General features: G+C 54.0%; 11 protein-coding genes. 5 read left to right on the forward strand and 6 right to left on the reverse strand.

Annotated features, from left to right (window positions below; all coding sequences use genetic code 11):
* Positions 1 to 109: 109 nt before the first annotated feature.
* Complete coding sequence (locus METMI_RS0110255; protein WP_019866199.1) at positions 110 to 2,437, reverse strand: choice-of-anchor Q domain-containing protein; 2,328 nt, start codon at positions 2,435 to 2,437, stop codon at positions 110 to 112.
* 473 nt (positions 2,438 to 2,910) lie between these two features.
* On the opposite strand from METMI_RS0110255, the gene METMI_RS28145 reads away from it, so the two are divergent.
* Together METMI_RS28145 and METMI_RS27450 are read left to right on the forward strand one after the other, a co-directional pair.
* Entirely contained in the window at positions 2,911 to 3,396 is a 486-nt protein-coding gene (locus METMI_RS28145) for a DUF4347 domain-containing protein (protein WP_019866200.1), read from the forward strand.
* Entirely contained in the window at positions 3,351 to 7,685 is a 4,335-nt protein-coding gene (locus METMI_RS27450; RefSeq protein ID WP_083930251.1) for a beta strand repeat-containing protein, read from the forward strand. Before METMI_RS28145 ends, METMI_RS27450 begins: the two co-directional genes overlap by 46 nt.
* Positions 7,686 to 7,922: 237 nt before the next feature.
* Here METMI_RS27450 and METMI_RS0110270 read toward each other — a convergent pair whose 3' ends face one another.
* Together METMI_RS0110270 and METMI_RS0110275 are read right to left on the reverse strand one after the other, a co-directional pair.
* Entirely contained in the window at positions 7,923 to 10,316 is a 2,394-nt protein-coding gene (locus METMI_RS0110270) for a Lon protease family protein (protein WP_019866202.1), read from the reverse strand.
* A 92-nt stretch (positions 10,317 to 10,408) separates the two neighbouring features.
* Positions 10,409 to 13,600: an efflux RND transporter permease subunit gene (locus METMI_RS0110275; protein WP_019866203.1), complete on the reverse strand. Its 3,192-nt coding sequence runs from the start codon at positions 13,598 to 13,600 to the stop codon at positions 10,409 to 10,411.
* Between the two features lie 107 nt (positions 13,601 to 13,707).
* Between METMI_RS0110275 and METMI_RS0110280 the strand changes: the two genes are divergently transcribed.
* The 3 genes from METMI_RS0110280 (at position 13,708) to METMI_RS0110290 (ending at position 16,784) form a co-directional block, all read left to right on the forward strand.
* Positions 13,708 to 14,235 (forward strand): gamma carbonic anhydrase family protein, encoded by a 528-nt coding sequence (locus METMI_RS0110280; RefSeq protein ID WP_029151605.1) that lies wholly within the window; start codon positions 13,708 to 13,710, stop codon positions 14,233 to 14,235.
* Positions 14,236 to 14,369: 134 nt separating this feature from the next.
* Positions 14,370 to 16,232, forward strand: a complete 1,863-nt coding sequence (gene dxs / locus METMI_RS0110285) for a 1-deoxy-D-xylulose-5-phosphate synthase (protein WP_019866205.1) — start codon at positions 14,370 to 14,372, stop codon at positions 16,230 to 16,232.
* A 36-nt stretch (positions 16,233 to 16,268) separates the two neighbouring features.
* Complete coding sequence (locus METMI_RS0110290) at positions 16,269 to 16,784, forward strand: adenine phosphoribosyltransferase (protein WP_019866206.1); 516 nt, start codon at positions 16,269 to 16,271, stop codon at positions 16,782 to 16,784.
* A 24-nt stretch (positions 16,785 to 16,808) separates the two neighbouring features.
* Here the strand turns inward: METMI_RS0110290 and METMI_RS0110295 are convergent, their stop codons facing one another.
* The 3 genes from METMI_RS0110295 to hpnH all read right to left on the reverse strand — a co-directional run bounded on the left by METMI_RS0110295 (position 16,809) and on the right by hpnH (position 19,580).
* Positions 16,809 to 17,741, reverse strand: a complete 933-nt coding sequence (locus METMI_RS0110295) for an MlaA family lipoprotein (RefSeq protein WP_019866207.1) — start codon at positions 17,739 to 17,741, stop codon at positions 16,809 to 16,811.
* A gap of 12 nt (positions 17,742 to 17,753) precedes the next feature.
* The gene (locus tag METMI_RS0110300; RefSeq protein WP_019866208.1) at positions 17,754 to 18,326 is read right to left on the reverse strand and encodes an ABC transporter substrate-binding protein; all 573 of its coding nucleotides are present in this window, start codon (positions 18,324 to 18,326) and stop codon (positions 17,754 to 17,756) included.
* Positions 18,327 to 18,470: 144 nt separating this feature from the next.
* Positions 18,471 to 19,580, reverse strand: a complete 1,110-nt coding sequence (hpnH, locus tag METMI_RS0110305; RefSeq protein WP_019866209.1) for an adenosyl-hopene transferase HpnH — start codon at positions 19,578 to 19,580, stop codon at positions 18,471 to 18,473.
* Positions 19,581 to 19,651 lie beyond the last annotated feature (71 nt).

The raw sequence follows: 19,651 nt of genomic DNA on the forward strand, positions 1-19,651 counted from the left end.
TTACCAAAGTTTACGGTACGGGTTCCCGCAGTACCGTAATTTTTAGTATGTGGCCCGTAAGGCTGACAAGGAAGGGCAACCAAGGATTCAGTTAAACCGGCCCCGGCATCTATTGGCACTGCTTGTCAGTACGCAAGGCGTTAATTTGATTGGCCAATTCCCCGGTGGCGGTGCCGGTCACGTAATCGTTTGCATCCGGGGCGTTTTTGGTGTCTATGCGTTTAAGCGATTCCGCAAGTTGGGCGCATGCTTCTGTGGTTTTATCGCGGTTAAAATAATACCCCGCAACCAGCAGCTGGTTGCGCAGGGCTTCCAAACGGCTTTTGGCGATGGTTTTGAGGCCCGTGCCTAGGATGGCGCCATTGGCCGCCTGCTGGTCAAAAAAACCTACGATAGGCGACACGCTAGCCGGTGTCCGTGGTTGCCGCTCGAATGCGCCGAGGTCACAGGCTTCGGGGCTTGCCAATACCGGACGCCTGATATTGCGTTGGTCGCTGGGGGCGCAAAGGGTTTTGTCGGCGGCGTCAATCGCAGGGCTGCCTGGCAATAAGGCATGGGTTGCCGTGGGGCCGCCATTATCGAGCAACAGGGCGAGTTTAGGGTCGCCGCCTAAGGGAGCCCCGCAACCGCCATCTTCGATCAGGTTTTTGCCTGTCAGGTTCAGGACGCCTTCGTTATGGCAATCCCCGCCAGTTTTGCTATTGGCGACCACGCTGTTGCTGAGCGTCAGTTCGGCCCCCAGATAATTTTTGATGCCACCGCCGCCCGCCGCTACGGTGGTGGCATTGTCGGTAAGCGTAATATGGCTGAGTGACATGACCCCTTTGTTGGCAATGCCGCCGCCTAGGTATTTGTCGGTGCTGTTGCCCGAAAGTGTCGAGTTGGCCACCGTGATCGTGCCCTTGTTATAAATGCCGCCACCGCCAGGATAGGCATAGCCGTATCCGTTGCTTTTGTAGAGGGCCTTATTCCCGGAAATAAGGTTTTTGGCCAGCGTCATGGTGCCCGCGTTGGCAATGCCGCCCCCGCCGTTAGCATTATTGTTGGAAACAATGCTATTGGTTAAGGTGGCTGTCCCGGTGGAGAGGTTGCTGATCCCGCCACCTTGGCTGATGGTATTGGTGTTTCCAGAAATGGTGCTGTCGCTGATGGTGAGTTTGCCCGTATTGCTGATCCCGCCATTACCCGCAATGACTCCGCCATGGTTGTTCGAGATGCGGCTGTTGCTGATGGTCATCGTGCCAATATTGGTGATGCCGCCATTACCTGAGTATTCGCCACTATTGTGTGAAAAAGCGCTATCAACCGCTATCAGATTGCCAAGGTTGACAATGGCGGGGCCACCAAAAGAAAAGTTGGATGAAACGGAACTGCTCTCCAATTTCATGCTCCCGCTCGCAGAATTCCTGATTCCGCTGTTATGTATCCCTTTGTTGTTTTTAACAACACTACGGCTTAAGGTCATTTTTCCGCTGTTGACAATGCCGCCGACCCCGCCTTCCCCGTAGTAGTTTCTAGTGAAATTATTGGTGACGGCGCTATTGTCCAGCGTCATGTTCCCGCTATTGGTAATGCCTGCGCCATTGAACGGGGTGTTTTGGGTCGAATGGTTGCCTGAAACGGTGCTTTTGTTCAGTGCCAATTTCCCACTATTGCTGATGCCGCCATCCTTATAGGCGGTGTTATCCGAAATGGTGCTGTTATTGATGGCCATCACCCTTCTGTTCAGGATGCCGCCACCTTGTGAGGTATAGAGATTGAAAGCGTCGGCATACCCGTTGCCGGAAACCCTGCTGTTGTTCAATGTCAATGTCCCGTCATTTGAAATGCCGCTCCCGCCAGCACCGTTCAGTCCGAAGTAGGGAGTTCCGTTGTTGGAAACAACCGAATTGTTCAGCGTCATCGTGCCGGTATTTGAGATGCCGCCGCCAAACCCGGCCATCCGGTTATCGGAAACAATGCAATCGTTTAGCGTCATATTGCCATTGTTTAAGATGCCCCCGCCGTTGACGAAGTCTGCGTCAAACAACCTGCCACCCGTTAAGGTCAGCTTATTTAATTTCAAGGTGCCGCCAGCGGTCACCCGGACTAGGCGGAAATAAGCGGTGTTGGGGGCGGTGGAGCGGATGACCGTGGAGCCGTTGCCATTCACGGTAATGGCGGAGCTGATCAAGGGTAGCCCGGTTTGGCTGTTAGCCGCTGCCGTTAACGTGTAAAGGGTGTTGATGCCGAGATTGAGGGTATCCGCGCCATTGCCGGCTTTACAGCCAAAACCTATGCCATCGGTGTCGGTATCGCTGTTGGCGTTGTTGATAGCCGCCACTAAGGTGCAGTCACCGGTGACATTCAGGGTTGCCGCATGGGCTACGCCGCTGATGGCTAGGGTCAAAGCCAATACGAGGGTCCGGTGCCGGAAAGGGAAAACGGTGGTGGCCATGATTTTTTCTCCAATAAGTTGTGGTTTTGGTAGGGGCGGAGGCTTTTCAGATGAGGTTCATGTGGGTCTGGGCTGTCCGAGTATAGCCTCAAAGAAGCAAAGGCCTTGTGACATAGTTACATCACAAAGGCGTTAGCCGTTCAGGCATAAAGGCGGCGTTGGCCATTGCCATTCCGGATCCGCCAGCCCCTGGTCCGCCCATTACGGCCAAGCAGGCGTACAGTGTTTGTGAGCTTTTTAAGGCGAAGTGGCCGTTGCCGGAATGGCGATGTTTACCGGCTATGAAAAATTACCGTACCTCTATAAAAACAAGTAATTATTTACTTTTATTTATTGGCCAATACAGGTAATTTCGCCATCCGACGACGCAGCAAACTTAGCCACATGTAAGTCTTGCACCCAGTAAAAAATAAAATGATCAAGGTTTTTACCTTGTGCCCCCACTAAAACTAATTGTTATCGGAGCAAGAGCCATGTCCCAAGCAAACGCATTGACAGCCTCCCAAGTTGTTTTCATTGATTCCGGCCTAAGCGACATCCAGGCATTGTTGGATGGCATACCGGCCAATGCCGAAATTTTCTACCTTAAGCCAACGGAAGACGGTTTGAAGCAGATGGCGGACGTTTTAAAAGGGCGTTCGGGACTGGATGCGATCCACGTCATTGGGCATGGCGCCAGCGGGCAACTCAATTTAGGGACGGCCCATCTGGATACCGGCAACAGCGCCAGCTATGCCGCTGAATTAGCCGCCATAGGCGCATCGTTGGGCAGCGACGGCGACCTGTTGTTGTACGGGTGCAATATCGCCCAAGGCAGTGACGGACAAGCTTTTATCGGGCAATTGGCCCAGTTGACAGGGGCGGACGTGGCTGCGTCTGATGACTTGACAGGAGCCAGCAGGAGGGCGAGCGCGTGCCTACTGGGGGCGATCATGGCGTATTGGCAATTGGCCAGTTGACAGGGGCGGACGTGGCTGCGTCTGATGACTTGACAGGAGCCAGCGGCCTAGGGGGCGATTGGCTTTTGGAAGCCTCAACAGGCGTGATCGAAACCACCGCCATCAGCGCCACTGACAGTTTTGACCAGCTGCTGGCGGTAATCGACGGGACGGCAGGCAACGACACCTTGAACGGGACTGAAAATGACGACACTATATCGGGGCTGGACGGCAGCGACACCCTGTACGGCTTCGGTGGTAACGACCAGCTGGATGGCGGTGCTGGCTATGATTATTTGTACGGCGGTTTCGGTAACGACATTTTGAAAGGTGGCAATGCAGCCGACACCACGGGGGATTATCTCCAAGGCGAAGCTGGCGACGACACCTTGACCGGCACTGCCGGTAACGACACCCTGTACGGCGGTGCCGACAACGATACCCTGAATGGCGGTGGCGGCGACGATAGGCTGTACGATTCCGAAAGCGATTCGGCGCTGACAACCAACACCATCAATGCCGGGGCGGGCAATGACCTGATCAGTGTTTATAGCTACAACGCCAGTTCGGTGACTACGGTAACGGGCGGTTCCGGGCAAGATTTTTATGACCTGCTGTATTATTCAAAAGGCCAATTGGTCGCCACCGATTTCGCTACGGGCGCTGGTGGTGATGTGCTGAATATTGACGGTTTACTAAATCAAAGCACGGGTTATGTGGGAGGCAACCCCTTCAATGGCTCGCTCAGTTACTTGAGGTTGTTGCAAGAGGGTGCGGACACCCTGTTGCAATGGGACAAGGATGGTTCGGCAACCAACTATAACTGGCAGACGGTGATCCGTTTGAAAAACACCACCACGACCGCTTTGACGGCGGAAAACTTTAACCCGTCCGCACCGCCCGATGGCAGTTCGGTGGGCATAACCCTTACCGGGACGGCGGGTGGCGACACACTAAAAGGCGGTGTCGTGGACGATACCTTAAGCGGGCTGGCGGGCAACGACACGTTATATGGCTATGGCGGCAATGATTTGCTGGATGGCGGTGCCGATTACGACGTTTTGTACGGTGGCCTAGGCAATGACATCCTGATTGGCGGCGATGCCTCCGATATGGTCGGGAATAACCTCCAAGGCGACGCCGGTAATGACAAGCTGACGGGGACTGCCGGTTCGGACTACCTTTACGGTGGGGCCGGCAGTGACCAGCTGAAAGGCGGCGATGGCAATGACTATCTCTATGACGAAGAATATGACTCGGCGCTGACCACCAATACCATCAATGCCGGGGCGGGCGATGACCTGATCAGGGTGTATTCTTACAATGCCGGCTCGGTGACGACCGTGACGGGCGGCACCGGACAGGACACTTACCAATTATCGCCCAACTCGTATGGGGAGGTGGTTGTCACGGATTTTGATACCGGTGCCGGGGGCGATATCCTGGATATAGACGCGATCTTGGCCAATAGCATAGGCTATTCCGGGGGTAACCCATTTGATGCCGGCCAAGGTTATTTGCGCCTGTTACAAAACGGCGCAGACAGTTTATTGCAGTGGGACAGGGATGGGGCGGCAACAGGCTATGGTTGGCAGACACTCGTCCGGTTAAAAAATGTCAATAATGCGGCATTGGCCGCCGGAAACTTTACGCCACTCGTGCCGATGGATGGCAGCACGGTAGGCCTGACGCTGACCGGGACTGCAAACGGCGATACCCTAAAAGGGAGCGTGCTCAATGATAAGTTGTCAGGCTTGGAGGGCGATGACAGTTTATACGGTTATAGCGCTAATGACCTCCTTGATGGCGGTGCCGGATATGACTATTTATACGGCGGGCAAGGCAATGACGTTTTGATCGGCGGGGAAACAACCGACACCACGGGCAATTATCTTTATGGTGAAGCCGGTAACGACAAGCTGACCGGTACCGCGGGTAACGACACGCTTTACGGCGATAGCGGCAACGACACCTTGACTGGCGGTGATGGCAACGATTTCCTTGGCGATTATGAAGGCGATTATGCGGCCTCGATAAATATCATCGATGCAGGGGCTGGTGATGACCAGATAAGCGTTTATAGCTATAACGCCAATTCCCTGACTAAAGTGACTGGCGGTGCAGGCCAGGACACTTATGACTTGCTCTATTATTCGGCCAGCAAATTGGTGGCTACGGATTTTACGGTAGGTGCGGGCGGTGACATCCTGAAAGTCAATGGCCTTTTGTCCCAAAGCGTGGGTTACTCCGGCGGCAACCCGTTCCAAAGCAGCCTAGGCTATTTCCGGTTAGTGCAAGAAGGCGCGGACACGCTGCTGCAATGGGATAGGGATGGCGCCGCCACCAATTATGGTTGGCAGACTAACGTCCGCTTACAAAATATCAATGCCAACAATTTGACGGACGACAATTTTTCGCCAAAAGATGATATTTCCACGATCGGCATCATCACCAACCATTTGCCTACAGGCAGTGTACAAATCACTGGCCAGGCCATCCTGGGGCAAACCTTGAACGCCAGCAATGACCTCGCCGACAGCGACAACCTAGGCGCCATCAAATACCAGTGGTTACGCGGCAACGAGCTCATCGGTGGCGCCACGAATAGCAGCTATGTCCTGACCCAGGACGACCTAGGTAAAGCCATACGGGTCAAAGCCAGCTACACCGATGGGCAGGGTATGCAAGAAAGCAAAACCAGTGCCGCTACGGCGATTGTCGACGATTTCTTAGCAAACACCTCGACTGCCGGGAGCATTAGTGCGGGCCATTCAGTGACAGGGCTGATCCAAGCCCCTGGCGACAGCGACTGGTTTAGCATCAATTTACAGGCGGGCACCCACTATGTCTTTGAGCTTAACGGTGCGCCCAGTGATGATGGCACCTTAGCGGACCCTTACTTGCAACTGTTAAGCCCGTCGGGGGCCGTCATCAGGGTTAATGATGATGGCGACACGCTAAACGCTAAAATCGAATACACGGCGCTCAGCAGCAATACCTATTATCTGGGGGCATCAGGGTTTATCACTGATACGGGAAGCTACACGCTTAAGGTGTTGTCTAGCCAGGCCGAAAATTTAAAGTTGTATGGCACCGATGGCAACGACAACTTAAATGGCGGTGACGGCAATGACTTTCTGGATGGCGGCAAAGGTGCCGACACGATGGCCGGAGGTTTGGGCAACGACACCTATGTGATCGACAACATAGGCGATGCCGTCACCGAGCAGGCTAATGGAGGGACGGATACGGTCTACTCCGGCATTACCCACACGCTTGGGGCTAACGTCGAAAAATTGGTGCTGACCGGCGCAGGCGCAATCAACGGCAGCGGAAACGCCCTGGCGAATGGCATCACCGGAAATGCCGCCGGCAACTTGTTGGATGGCGGCAAAGGGGCGGATTTGCTGGCGGGAGGTTCAGGGAACGATGTCTATGTTGTTGACAATGCCGCCGACATAGCCGTCGAACTGGCTGGCCAAGGCACGGATACCGTGCGCTCGGCAGTGACCTTCAGTCTCGGTGCCAATATTGAAAACTTGTTGCTCACCGGTACGGCGGCAACTAAAGGGACTGGCAACATACTGGCCAACACCATGACCGGCAACAGCGCAAACAATGTCCTGTTCGGGAACCAAGGCGACGATAAGCTGGACGGCAAAAGCGGCAACGATGTGCTGCGGGGCGATGCGGGTAACGACACCCTTATCGGGGGCGACGGCATTGATTGGGCTTATTACGATAGCGCCACGGCAGGTGTCAAAGTGGACATTGCCCTTACCGTGGCGCAAAACACCGTCAATGCCGGTTCCGACACCTTGGCGACGATTGAAAACTTGTTGGGCAGCGATTTTAACGACACCTTATCCGGTAATGGCGTCAATAATGTCTTGAAAGGCCTGGCTGGCAACGATATTTTGGGCGGCGGTGGCGGCAACGACGTGCTGGCCGGTGGCACCGGAAAAGATACGCTGACAGGGGGCTTAGGGGCGGACCGGTTTGATTTCGACGCGGTTGCCGAGAGCGGCCCGCTCAACAGCAACCGTGACATCATCGCCGATTTCAAAAGCGGCGAACTGGACAAAATCGACCTATCCACCATAGATGCCAATAGCGCGACTTCAGGCACCAATGACGCGTTTACCTTTATCGGCACAGCCGCTTTCAGTAACGTCAATGCAAGCAAGCAACTGCGCTTCGACGATGTGAACCATATCCTATACGGCAGCACTGATGCGGACAATGCGGCCGAGTTCTCCATTCAAGTCACCGGGGTCGCCAGCTTGGCGGCAACGGATTTTTCCCTGTAGCAAGGGGCTTCTGGGAGGGGCTGGGTTTGAAACTGGGCGGGACGGGGTCTCTGAGCGGGATGGGGTTTGAAACCCCGTCCCTAACGTTTCAATGGTGCCGCCATCTTGGGTGCGGCAATAAACTTTGCGGACGGCGCGGAATGCCCCATCCGGTAGCCAACTTCCCCGCCAAAGCCGCCGGACTATTACGCGGAGCCAAAGCGGGTTGCCAAGTGGGCTAAACCAGCGTATGCAAGCCTACAGCTCCGATTTTTTATCAAAATCCTTTTTAAGCATCGTAAAGTGCTGCAATTGCGCTGCTATCTGGCCATTAAATGATTCCGGCGGATAAATGCCTTGCTCATTGGCGATACCCGCTTCCATCCCGGTCAACAATTCCAACGCCTCGTCTACGGTCGCCACGGCATAGATGTTGAACTGGTGGTTTTCGGCGGCATGGACGACATCCCAGCGCAACATCAGGTGTTTGATGTTGGTTTCAGGGATGATGACGCCCTGGGTTCCGGTCAGGCCTTTTTTCACGCAAATATCGAAGAAGCCCTCGATTTTTTCATTGACGCCGCCTATCGGCTGCACATGCCCGAGTTGGTTGACCGAGCCGGTGATGGCGAGGTCTTGCCTTAACGGAACCTGGGCGATCGACGATAAGATGGCGCACAGTTCAGCCAGCGACGCGCTGTCGCCCTCGACAAAACCATAAGATTGCTCGAACACCAAACTGGCGGCGATGGAGAAGGGGCTGGTACGGGAATACCGGGCGGCAATGAAGCTTGACAGTATCAATACGCCTTTTGAATGGATGGCGCCGCCCAATTCGGTTTCGCGTTCAATATCAACCACTTTACCGCTGCCTAAGCGGGTGGTCGCGGTGATGCGGGAAGGCTGGCCAAAACTAAATTCGCCCAATTGCAACACCGAAAGCGCATTGATTTGCCCGGTCACTTTGCCTTCGGTGTCAATCAACACTGTGCCACGGTGGATATTTTCGTAGAGCTTTTCGCGGATTTTGTCCAGGCGGTGGATTTTATGGTCTATCGCCTGTTGCACATCGCTATTGGTTATGTGGGGATGGCCATTATCCGCCGCCCAATAATCGGCTTCAGTCAATAAGTCTTTGATGCTGCGCAGATGGATCAACAGCTTTTCGGCATCGCCCGTCATCCTGGAACTATGCTCTATCACCCTGGCGACGGCGTTTTGGCTGAGCGGGCGTAATTTTTCGTTGCGGGCAATGGTCGCCAGCAAACGCGCATAATTCAGGCTGGCATCTTCCCGTGCAACGGCGCGGTCAAAATCGGCGGCGACTTTAAAAAGGTCGTGGAAGTCCGGGTCATACTCGCTCAATAAATAGTAAATCAACGGGTCACCGCAAAGGATGATTTTTACGTTCAGCGGGATGGGCTGGGGTTCCAGCGACGAGGTGCTGATCAGGCTAAGCGCACGTTCCAGGGATTCAACGCGGATTTCCCCGGCTTGCAAAGTCCTTTTCAAGGTTTCCCAGGCATACGGCTGGAACAATAGCTTGCGGGCATCCAGGATAAGGTAACCGCCATTGGCCTTATGTAAGTCCCCTGGTTTGATCATCGTGAAATCAGTGACCAATGAGCCCATGTACGCCTGATGGTCGATGCGGCCCAGCAGGTTGCTGTAATTGGGATGGTCTTCGTAAATTACGGGTGCGGATTTTTTATCGCTTAAATCCACCATCAAGTTAACGCGATAACGTTTAAACGGGTCGGATTCTTGCGGCATTTCCATAAAAGGGAACATTTTTTCGCCATGCGGTATGAAATCCCCGACATGGTCGATAATGTTTTTCTGCACGGCTTGCAAATAAGCCAACACGGCGGGCTGCTTGGCATATTTTTCAATCAGCTCGTCTATGGAATGGTTGACGGCAAGTTCGGCGGTTTCGCGGTTAAGGGCTTGCAGCTTGCGTTTGGCTTCTTTGCGCCAGGTGGGGAATTTTTTTAGCAATTGCGTTAAACGTTCCTGCAAGCCGATGATGGCTTGCTGTATTTCATGTTGTTTGTCCTTATCCAGTTTGTTGAATTCTTCCGGGCTAATTTCTTGGTTTTCTTCAGTGGCGGGTGTGAAGGAATAGCCCGTGGGGGTTTCCGAGAGCATGATATGGGCGTTAGCCGCACTATCGCGCAATTCGCTGAATTCATTGATTTCGCGTTGCCGGGATTGGCTTTCAATCTCACCGGCCCGGGAGCGGTATCCGTCACCCTCAAACGCAATGGGTATCGCAACGCTTAATTCATCAATCAATTCCTCCATATCCGCCTTAAAGGTTTTGCCTTGCCCTGCTTGGAGTTGGATCGCCAGGGGGGTTGCCGGTTGCCGGAAGTTATGGACATAGCACCAGTCCGAAGGGATAGCCTGCCGGCTGGCTTCGTGTTCGACCAATTGCCGCACCGCGGTTAACGTTCCGGTGCCGGCGGGGGCCATGGCAAAAATGTTGTAGCCGTTTTTATGGATGCGGATACCAAATTTGATGGCGTCCATGGCACGTTCCTGGCCGACCGTGATTTCTATGTCTTCCAGTTCGGTGGTGGAATCAAATGTTAAGTGTCCGATGTTGCAAGGCTTGTAGAGCTGTGTTGGGGCAAGCGGGGTGTTTTTCATGGGTTATGGCCCTGATATAAATGTTCTTTATTTATGATGGGGGTAAATATACTACGGGCTTAGGCCGTTAGGTCAAAAAACTTCCCGATAAGTTACGCTTCTTTGCCAAACCGCCCATACCGCAACAGAATCCCCGGCAATAACAACAAATTCAATACCGTGGAAGAAGCCAAGCCGCCGACGATGATCGCCGCCATCGGCCCCATGATCTCGCGGCCTGGGTTGTCGCTGTTAAAGGCAATCGGGAACATCGCCAAGGCGGTGACTAGCGCGGTCATCAGGATCGACGGCAGGCGTTCTTGTGCGCCTAGCAAAGCCGTGTCCAAATCCCACGCCCGGCCTTCCACCTCGACCAAATAACGGTAGTGCGACAAGAGCATGATGCTGTTGCGCACGGTGATGCCAAACAGTGTCACGAAGCCGACCACCGAGCCGACCGACAAGCTGGCGTGGGTGAGCAACACCGCCGCCACGCCGCCGATCAGCGCAAACGGCAGATTACATAACGTCAACAACATCAGACGCACGCTACCGATTGCCAGATAGATGAACATCAACACGCCCGTACCGGCCAACAAAGAATGGATGATTAGGGCCTGCCGCGCTTTGGCTTGTTCGACGGCGGCCCCGGTGAATTCGGGATAGCTGTCTTTGCTGATGGGGATGTTTTGCAGGACACGGGTTTTCAGTTCCTGCATGAACGCGTCCAAATCACGGTTCAAGACATTGCAGGTCACGGTTTGCCGCCGCCTTGCGTTTTGGTGCAGGATGGAATAGCGGCTGGTGGTGTGGCGGATATCGGCGACTTGGCGCAGTTTGATGAAACTGCCGTCTTTGGCGCGTAAAGGCAATTCGGCGATGGATTCGGGTTGCTGGCGCAGTTCCGGAGTGACGGTGACGGCGACGTTCAGGACTTTGTTGCCCAAGACATTTTTGCCGACAACACGGGTTTCGTAAGCGGCTTGCAAGGTTTCCGCCACGGTGGCGGGCAGCAAGCCGTAAAACGCCAGTTGGTCGAGGTTAAGGCGGACTTGCAACAAGGGCGTGGCGGGCGGCGAGCGCAATTGGACATCCGCCGCACCTTCCATGCCGCGCATGATGTCGGCGATGGTTTGGGCTTTGCTGTCCAACACATCCAAATCATTGCCGTACAAATTGACCACGACCGCCGCCGTATAGCCGGACAGGGTTTCATCAATGCGCTCGGTTAAGAAGGTGTTGGCTTCGAAAGCAATGCCTGGGAAACTTGCCAAAATCTCCCGCAAGCTATCCATGATGCTCTGCTGTTCCGCGCCGGACAGCGGTTTCAAGCGCACTTCGTATTCACTGTAATGGCTGCCATAAGTGTCCGCACCGCGTTGCGCCCGTCCCGCCCATTGCGATACCGATTCAACGCCAGGGATTTGTAAGAACTGCTCGGTCAAACGGCTGCCGATACGCAAGGATTCTTGCAGCGATGTGCCGGGAATGCTGGTGGTATGCACCATGTAATGGCCTTCGCGCAGTTCCGGTAAGAATTGGCTATGCAATTGCGAGAAGGCGGTGAAACCAATCGCGCAACCGATGAAGCTGATTGCCATGATGGTTTTGAAATGCTGGTTGACGGCGAGCAACACGCGTTGGTACAGCGGTTTTAGGCGTTTGATCAGCGGCGGCTCTTCTGCGGTATTTGCACTGTTGCCAAGTAACGCATAACACAAGGCCGGAGTGAGGGTGAGGGCGACTAGCAAAGAGGCAAGTATCGCCAGAATGTACGCATAACCCAAGGGTGCGAACAAACGTCCAGCGACACCGTCGAGCGTTAATAACGGTACAAACACCAGAGCGACGATAAAACTGGCGTAGACTACGGAGCTACGCACTTCTAGTGAAGCTTGGTAGATGATTGTAGCGATCGTTGATAATGGTTTAGTTTGTAGGTTGGGCTGAACGAAGGGAAGCCCATTTATGCCCCTGAGGGTAACGTTGTTTATGTTATTTAACGACGGGCTTCCTTCGTCAGCCCATCCTACTTGTCCCGCGCGAAACTCCCGCAAACGCCGGAAAATGTTTTCCGTGTCGATGATCGCATCATCTACTACTTCACCCAAGGCAATTGCCAAACCCCCCAACACCATGATGTTCAGGCGCACATCCAAAGCCAGTAATACCAATACCGCACCCGCCAAGGACACCGGAATCGCCACGGCGGCAATCAATGCCGTGCGGACGTTAAACAAAAACAAATATAAAACCACCAGTACAAACAAGCCGCCAATCAGCAAATGCCCTGATAAATTGGCTAGCGAGCGCTCGATGTAATCGGCGGGGCGGAACAGATGTTCATAAAACGTGACTTCCTCATGCTTGAACACGGGTTGCAATTCCTGCAAGGCTTGCTCGACTTGCCGCGACACGGTCAGCGTGTTCGCGCCGTATTGCCCGATGACCATCAGCACAATCCCCGTCTTGCCTTTGATTTGTGCCGCGCCTATCGGTGGTTCCGGTGCGTAACGGATTTTGGCGATTTCGCCCAAGACCAAGCTGCGCCCGGAACCTACGCGCGGAATCGGGATATTCGCGAATTGCTCCGGTGTCAGCGGCATTCCCGCCACTTGCAAGGTCAAGCGTTGGTTGCTGTTTTCGATAAAACCGCTGCCCAGATGTTGGGTGGCGAAGGTTGTCGCTTGGATGATTTCGTCCAAGGTCAGGTTAAAGCGTTGCAATTGCACCGGATCGGTTTGGATTTGCAATTGCGCAATCTCGCCACCAAAAACATTGACATCAGCCACCCCAGGCACCGCCAGCAAACGCGGCACGACGGTCCAATCCACCAAACTGCGCAAAGCCATCAGGTCTTTATGGCCGGAATTCAGGCCCAGTGTCAACACCGTCGCCGATGATGACGATAAGGGGATGGCGATAGGCGTGATGCCAGCGGGTAGTTGTGTGGTCAAGGTGGCGAGGCGTTCGCTGACCAGTTGGCGGTTGCGGTAAATATCGGTGTCTTCACGGAAGGTCGCAGTGATCACCGACAAACCTTGGATGGATTCCGAACGCACCGATTCCATCCCCGCCAAGCCGCTGATTGCCGTTTCTATCGTCCGTGTCACCAGCACTTCCACTTGCTCGGCAGCAAAGCCCGATGCCTCGGTTTGGATAATCACCCGTTTGGGCGAGAACTCAGGAAAAATGTCCAAACCCGCTTCAGCAAAACGGTAACCGCCGTAGACGAGGATGAGCAAGGCGAGGGCAATGACGATGCCATGGAAGCGTAAGGAAAAGCGGACTAAGGTTGCGAGCATAGTTAATGTTGGGGTTGCCAGGGCGTATGGCTAGGGTTTAGCGGCTAGCCGTGCCAAAATAGCCAGTTTATAAATGATGCCAATTTAGCATAAGCAAAGGGGGTTGTGTGCCAGTAAGAGCGTTTGAGGACAAATATCCGCAGTTGGGCGTATCCGTTTACATTGATGAAAGTGCGGTGGTGATCGGTGATGTCACCTTGGGCGATGATGTGTCGGTATGGCCTACCACGGTGATACGTGGCGATGTCGAGCGGATTTGGATAGGGGAGGGGACGAATGTCCAAGACGGCGCGGTGCTGCATGTCTCCCATGCCGGAAAATTCTCGCCGCAAGGTTATCCCCTGACCATAGGCAAAGGTGTGACGATTGGGCATCGCGCGGTCGTCCATGCTTGCACGGTAGGGGATTATTGTCTGGTGGGCATCGGTGCGGTCATTATGGATGGCGCGGTGCTGGAGGATTATGTCATGTTGGGGGCGGGGGCATTGGTCCCGCCAGGCAAACATTTGGCGGGCGGTTTTTTGTACGTGGGGTCGCCAGCGAAACAGGCGCGCCCATTGACAGAATCGGAACGGGAGTTTTTGGAATATTCAGCGGCGCATTATGTGTTGTTGAAAAACCGGCATTTGAAATAAGTGTTGTATTAATGGGCATCCCTTTCTAATTTTGCAGGGGATTTTTAATACCCAACTTGATCACTCAGAAATTAATCTGGATAATCACATCCTTGCTAAATTTCTGCATCGATTTCAAAGGAAGCCCCGAATACATGAATAAGCCCGCCAGTTTTCCCCTACTAGACGACATCAATACCCCCGCCGACGTGCGGCGGTTGCCCAAAGAGCTGCTGAAGCCGCTGGCGAAGGAGCTGCGGGAGTTCCTGACCCAGTCGGTGAGCGTGTCCGGGGGGCATTTCTCGGCGGGGCTGGGGACGGTGGAACTGACCGTGGCCTTGCACTATGTGTTCGACACCCCGTCCGACAAACTGGTCTGGGACGTCGGCCACCAGGCCTACCCGCATAAGATATTGACCGGGCGCAAAGAGCGGATGACCAGCATCCGCAGCCGTGACGGCGTCTGCGCCTTCCCCAACCGCGCCGAGAGCGAGTACGACGCGTTCGGGGTCGGCCATTCCAGCACCTCCATCAGCGCCGCCCTGGGGATGGCCATCGCCTCCCGCCTCAACGGCGAGAACCGCCAGATGGTCGCCATCATCGGCGACGGCAGCATCACCGGCGGCATGGCCTTCGAAGCCATGAACCACGCCGGCTCCCTGGACGCCAACCTCTTGGTCATCCTCAACGACAACGACATGTCCATCTCCCCCAACGTCGGCGCGATGAACAACTACCTGTCCAAGATCCTCACCAGCCGTTTATATTCTTCCGTCCGCGAAGAAAGCAAAAAAGTCCTCAGCAAAATGCCCACCGTCTGGGAACTGGCCAGGCGCACCGAAGAGCACGTCAAAGGCATGATCGTCCCCGGCACCCTCTTTGAAGAACTCGGCTTCAACTACATCGGCCCCATCGACGGCCACGACGTCGACATGCTTGTCAGCACCCTGGAAAGCCTCAAGCACATCCAAGGCCCCCGGTTCCTGCACATCGTCACCCAAAAAGGCAAAGGCTACCCGCCCGCCGAAAAAGACCCGCTCGCCTACCACGGCGTGCCCGCCTTCGACCCCAGCCAAGACCGATTGCCCAAATCCACCCCCTCGCCCCACCCCAGCTACACCGAAGTCTTCGGCAACTGGCTGTGCGACATGGCGGCACAAGACCAACGCCTGCTCGGCATCACCCCCGCCATGCGCGAAGGTTCCGGCCTGGTCAAATTCTCCCAGCAATACCCCGACCGCTACTTCGACGTCGCCATCGCCGAACAGCACGCCGTCACCCTTGCCGCCGGGCAAGCCTGCGAAGGCGCCAAACCCGTCGTCGCCATCTACTCCACCTTTTTGCAACGCGGCTACGACCAGCTCATCCATGACGTCGCCCTGCAAAACCTCGACGTCCTGTTTGCATTAGACCGCGCCGGCCTCGTCGGCCCCGACGGCCCCACCCATGCCGGCAGCTTCGACCACAGCTATCTTGCCTGCATCCCCAACATGGTCGTCATGGCCCCGGCGGATGAAAACGAATGCCGGCAAATGCTCAGCACCGGCTTCCTGCATGAAGGCCCCGCCGCCGTGCGCTACCCGCGCGGCAAAGGCCCCGGCGTCCCCGTCCAGGACAACCTGGACACCTTGCCCATCGGCAAAGGCGAAATCAGGCGCCAAGGCCACAAGATCGCCTTCCTGGCCTGGGGCAGCCTGGTCGCCCCCGCCCTCAAGGCCGCCGAACAGCTCGACGCCACCGTCGCCAACATGCGCTTCGTCAAGCCGCTGGACGAAGCCCTCATCCTCGAACTGGCGAACAGCCACGACACCCTCGTCACCCTCGAAGAGAACGTCCTCTCCGGCGGCGCGGGCAGCAACGTTGCCCTGTTCCTGCACGGCCAAAAGCTCGGCAAGCCCGTGCTGGCCATCGGCCTGCCCGACTGCTTCGTCGAACAGGGCACCCGGGAGGAGCTGCTGGCGGTGTGCGGGCTGGATGTGCGGGGGATCTTGGACAGGGTCAGGGCGTTTTGTGGGTGACCGTTGTAAAAGTTTTATTAATTACTGGAGATGAGTGTGCATAGACTGAGAAGCAAAATCCGCGACATCCCTGACTTCCCTAAGCCAGGGATTGTTTTTAAGGATATTACGCCGTTGGTCAAAGATCCGGCCGCTTTAAGGTTGGCGGTATACCAGCTGTTGCATCCGTTTCTGGGCCGGGATATAACGGCGGTTGCAGGCATGGAGGCACGGGGGTTTATTTTTGGGTCGCTGGTTGCGTGGGAGTTGGGGCTGCCTTTTGTGCCGTTGAGGAAACCGGGTAAGCTGCCTTATGATGTGCAACACGTTGCTTATGATTTGGAATATGGTTCCGCAACGCTTGAAGTGCATAGCGATGCGTTTGGCATGAATGACCGGGTATTGCTGATTGATGATTTGTTGGCGACGGGGGGTACGGCAAAAGCCAGTTGCGAATTAGTGGAAAAATTGGGCGCGACAGTTGAAGCGTGTGCGTTTGTGGTGGAGCTGGATTTCTTGGAAGGGCGGGACAAGTTGTACGATTATGAAGTCCACTCTTTGATACGTTTTTAAGGCCACTTCCCTGTGGCTTTCTCCTTAGTGACGTATCTTCAAATCATCCAGCTTTTCGCTGGATTTTTTAAAAGATTCGGCGGTATTTTCAAATGATGCGGAAGTGCTGCTAAAAGACCGGGAAGCTTGTTTGAACTGCCCGCTATTGAAGCTAAAGTTTAGTTTCAGGACGTTTGGAGCTTTTGGGGATGATGAATCTTCCTCGGTGCCAAGTTCATCTTCAAAGTCTGCCGGTTCTACAGATTTGCCGTCATTAGCGAGGCTGGCGCGCCACTGTAAAAAGGATTCACGGGTAAAGACGTAGGGGTCTAGGGCGGCTTCGTCAATAAATTTTAGGGCGCCCTCGGCGTTCGCCCGCTTGTTGAGCAGCGAAACTAGCTGTACGGGCGCCCCGACATATGATGACGGGTTGGCGGCGGTGTCAAACACGGCGCCGGGAATGCCGCGTGCGGTCAAAGGCCCAAGGAAAGGGATGACCAGATAATGGCCGCGTGGTATGCCCCATACGGCAAGTGTCTGCTCAAAATCTTCGTTGTTTTGTTGCAGGCCAACCGATTTCGCGACATCGAACACGCCGAGCAGCCCCAAGGTTGAGTTCATGGCAAAACGCCCGGTATCTTCAGCGCCTTGATGAAGCTTGCCTTGCAAAACGTCATTCAAAATGACGTTGATATTATCCAAGTTATTAAAAAAGTTAAACACGCCCGTTTGCAAGAATTGGGGGGTTATTGCCTTATAAACATTGGAAATAGGTTCGGCAATATAATCGTCAACCTTGTCGTTGAAATTATAGATCTTGCGGTTGATAGGCTCATAAGGGTCCGCTTTGCTGTAGACGCTTTGCTGGCCTCCCGTGTTGCTTGATGCGCAGCCACTTAACGCGAATATCCCCATTAGCAAGTAGGGAAGGGTTTGTTTAATGGTGGCGTGAAGCTCAACGTTAGGGTGTCCTTTCATTGCTTGTAAAACCTATAATTTTGAATAGTTATCAATTTTTTCGTTAATTTTTGCTATTAAAGCATCAAACCCTTCGCGTTGCAAAATACTGGTGTACTCCGATCTTTTCAACGCCAAATCGCTGACACCATTGGCAATAATATTGATGATCCGCCAACTATTGCCTTTTTCTTTCAGCATATAATCAAATTTGACATCCTTTTCGTCAGGGATGGTCAGGCGGGCATGGACGACGACACCGCCTCTTGTGGTTTCTTCTTCTGAATCAAAAATAAAGGCTTCGCCAGTAAATTCCTTAAAATTATGCGCATAGGAAGCGATGCTGAGCTTGCTAAACACATCAACCAGCTGCTGCTGCTGCGTTTCGGATAGTTTTTCCCATTCTTTGCCAACGACGATGCGGGCGATTTTTGTCAAATCATGGCTGTTCGAGACGGCGTCTTGTAGTTTGTCGTAGCGTCCTGAGTAGCCTAATTGCTTGCCTTCTTTCATGACTGCGATCAATTGCGCCTGGAATTTGTCGACAATCTGTCTGGCGCTGCTGGCTTCTTCGGCAAAAGCTTGCGACGCGCCTAACAGCAGCATCACGAGTGTTGCCAAGCACCTTATTTTGTTGAACGAATGTATTTTAAACACGGTCACCGCGGATCTCCTAAATCATAGTGTTATGTTAAGTTTGTCGATTATCGCATAGGCCGATAGCCTATTTGCATCGGCCTATGTGGGCGGTTAATCGGCCATTTCCACTCTGATTGGGATGCCAGCTAAGCGTGGTGTTTGGGTTTCTGCCAAAGGCAGTGGCAACGGTTCGGGAACCATGTCACCTTCTGTTTTGGGGCCACGGATAGCCGTCAGCAAGCCTTTTAACGGGTGCTTCAGCATGTCTTCAACAGCCGTTGCTTCATAGCCGCAATGCGCCATGCAGCTTGCGCATTTGGGGTTGGTGCTGTTGCCGTATTTGTCCCAAGGTGTGGTGTCGAGAAGCTCCTGAAAAGTTGCCGCATTGCCTTCGTCAGCCAACAGGTAGCAAGGCTTTTGCCAGCCAAACACATTGCGCGTGGGGTTGCCCCAAGGGGTGCACTCGTATTTTTGGTTTCCGGCAAGGAAATCAAGATAAAGCGAGGAGTGGTTAAGTTTCCATTTACGGTTTTTGCCGATTTTGAAAATGCCCCGGAACAATTCTTTGACATCACGGCCTTTAATGAACACGTCCTGCTGCGGGGCGCGTTCATAGCTGAAGCCGGGTGCGATGGTGACGCCTTCGACGCCGAGTTCCATGGCATAATCTAAAAATTCAGCCACTTCTTCGGCATTTTCACCTTGGAACAGCGTGCAGTTGATGGTGACCCGGAAACCTTTGCCTAAAGCCAGTTTAATCGCTTCAACAGCACGGTCGAAAACGCCTTCTTGGCATACCGACGTGTCGTGCCGTTCCTGCATGCCGTCCAGATGGATGGAAAAGGTCAGGTAAGGCGATGGTGTATAATCGTCGATGCGTTTTTTCAGCAATAGTGCGTTGGTGCACAGATAAACGTATTTTTTGCGTGCGATAATGCCGGCAACGATTTGCGGCATTTCCTTATGGATCAGCGGCTCCCCGCCAGGAATTGACACCATGGGCGCGTTGCATTCATCAACGGCTTGCATGCATTCTTCGAATGACAGGCGTTTGTCGAGGATGTCATCTGGATAATCGATTTTTCCGCAACCGGCACACGCCAGGTTGCAACGGAATAAAGGCTCCAGCATCAGCACCAGAGGGTACTTTTTGACGCCTTTGAGTTTTTGTTTGATAAGGTAGCTGCCAACGGTTAATTGCTGACGTAATGGAACACCCATTGTAAATCCTCCAAAATTGTTATGGTTGGCAATAGCTTAATGACGGGCTACCGGCCTGGCTCTAAAGTGTG

The sequence above is a fragment of the Methylovulum miyakonense HT12 genome (assembly GCF_000384075.1).
Classification (GTDB): domain Bacteria; phylum Pseudomonadota; class Gammaproteobacteria; order Methylococcales; family Methylomonadaceae; genus Methylovulum; species Methylovulum miyakonense.

Bases quoted from the DNA above. Each gene is read 5' to 3' on its own strand.
- dxs (WP_019866205.1), top strand. From the start codon at position 14,370: ATGAATAAGCCCGCCAGTTTTCCCCTACTAGACGACATCAATACCCCC.
- hpnH (WP_019866209.1), bottom strand. From the start codon at position 19,580: ATGGGTGTTCCATTACGTCAGCAATTAACCGTTGGCAGCTACCTTATC.
- METMI_RS0110255 (WP_019866199.1), bottom strand. From the start codon at position 2,437: ATGGCCACCACCGTTTTCCCTTTCCGGCACCGGACCCTCGTATTGGCT.
- METMI_RS0110300 (WP_019866208.1), bottom strand. From the start codon at position 18,326: ATGCTGCTGTTAGGCGCGTCGCAAGCTTTTGCCGAAGAAGCCAGCAGC.
- METMI_RS0110270 (WP_019866202.1), bottom strand. From the start codon at position 10,316: ATGAAAAACACCCCGCTTGCCCCAACACAGCTCTACAAGCCTTGCAAC.
- METMI_RS28145 (WP_019866200.1), top strand. From the start codon at position 2,911: ATGTCCCAAGCAAACGCATTGACAGCCTCCCAAGTTGTTTTCATTGAT.
- METMI_RS0110295 (WP_019866207.1), bottom strand. From the start codon at position 17,741: ATGAAAGGACACCCTAACGTTGAGCTTCACGCCACCATTAAACAAACC.
- METMI_RS0110275 (WP_019866203.1), bottom strand. From the start codon at position 13,600: ATGCTCGCAACCTTAGTCCGCTTTTCCTTACGCTTCCATGGCATCGTC.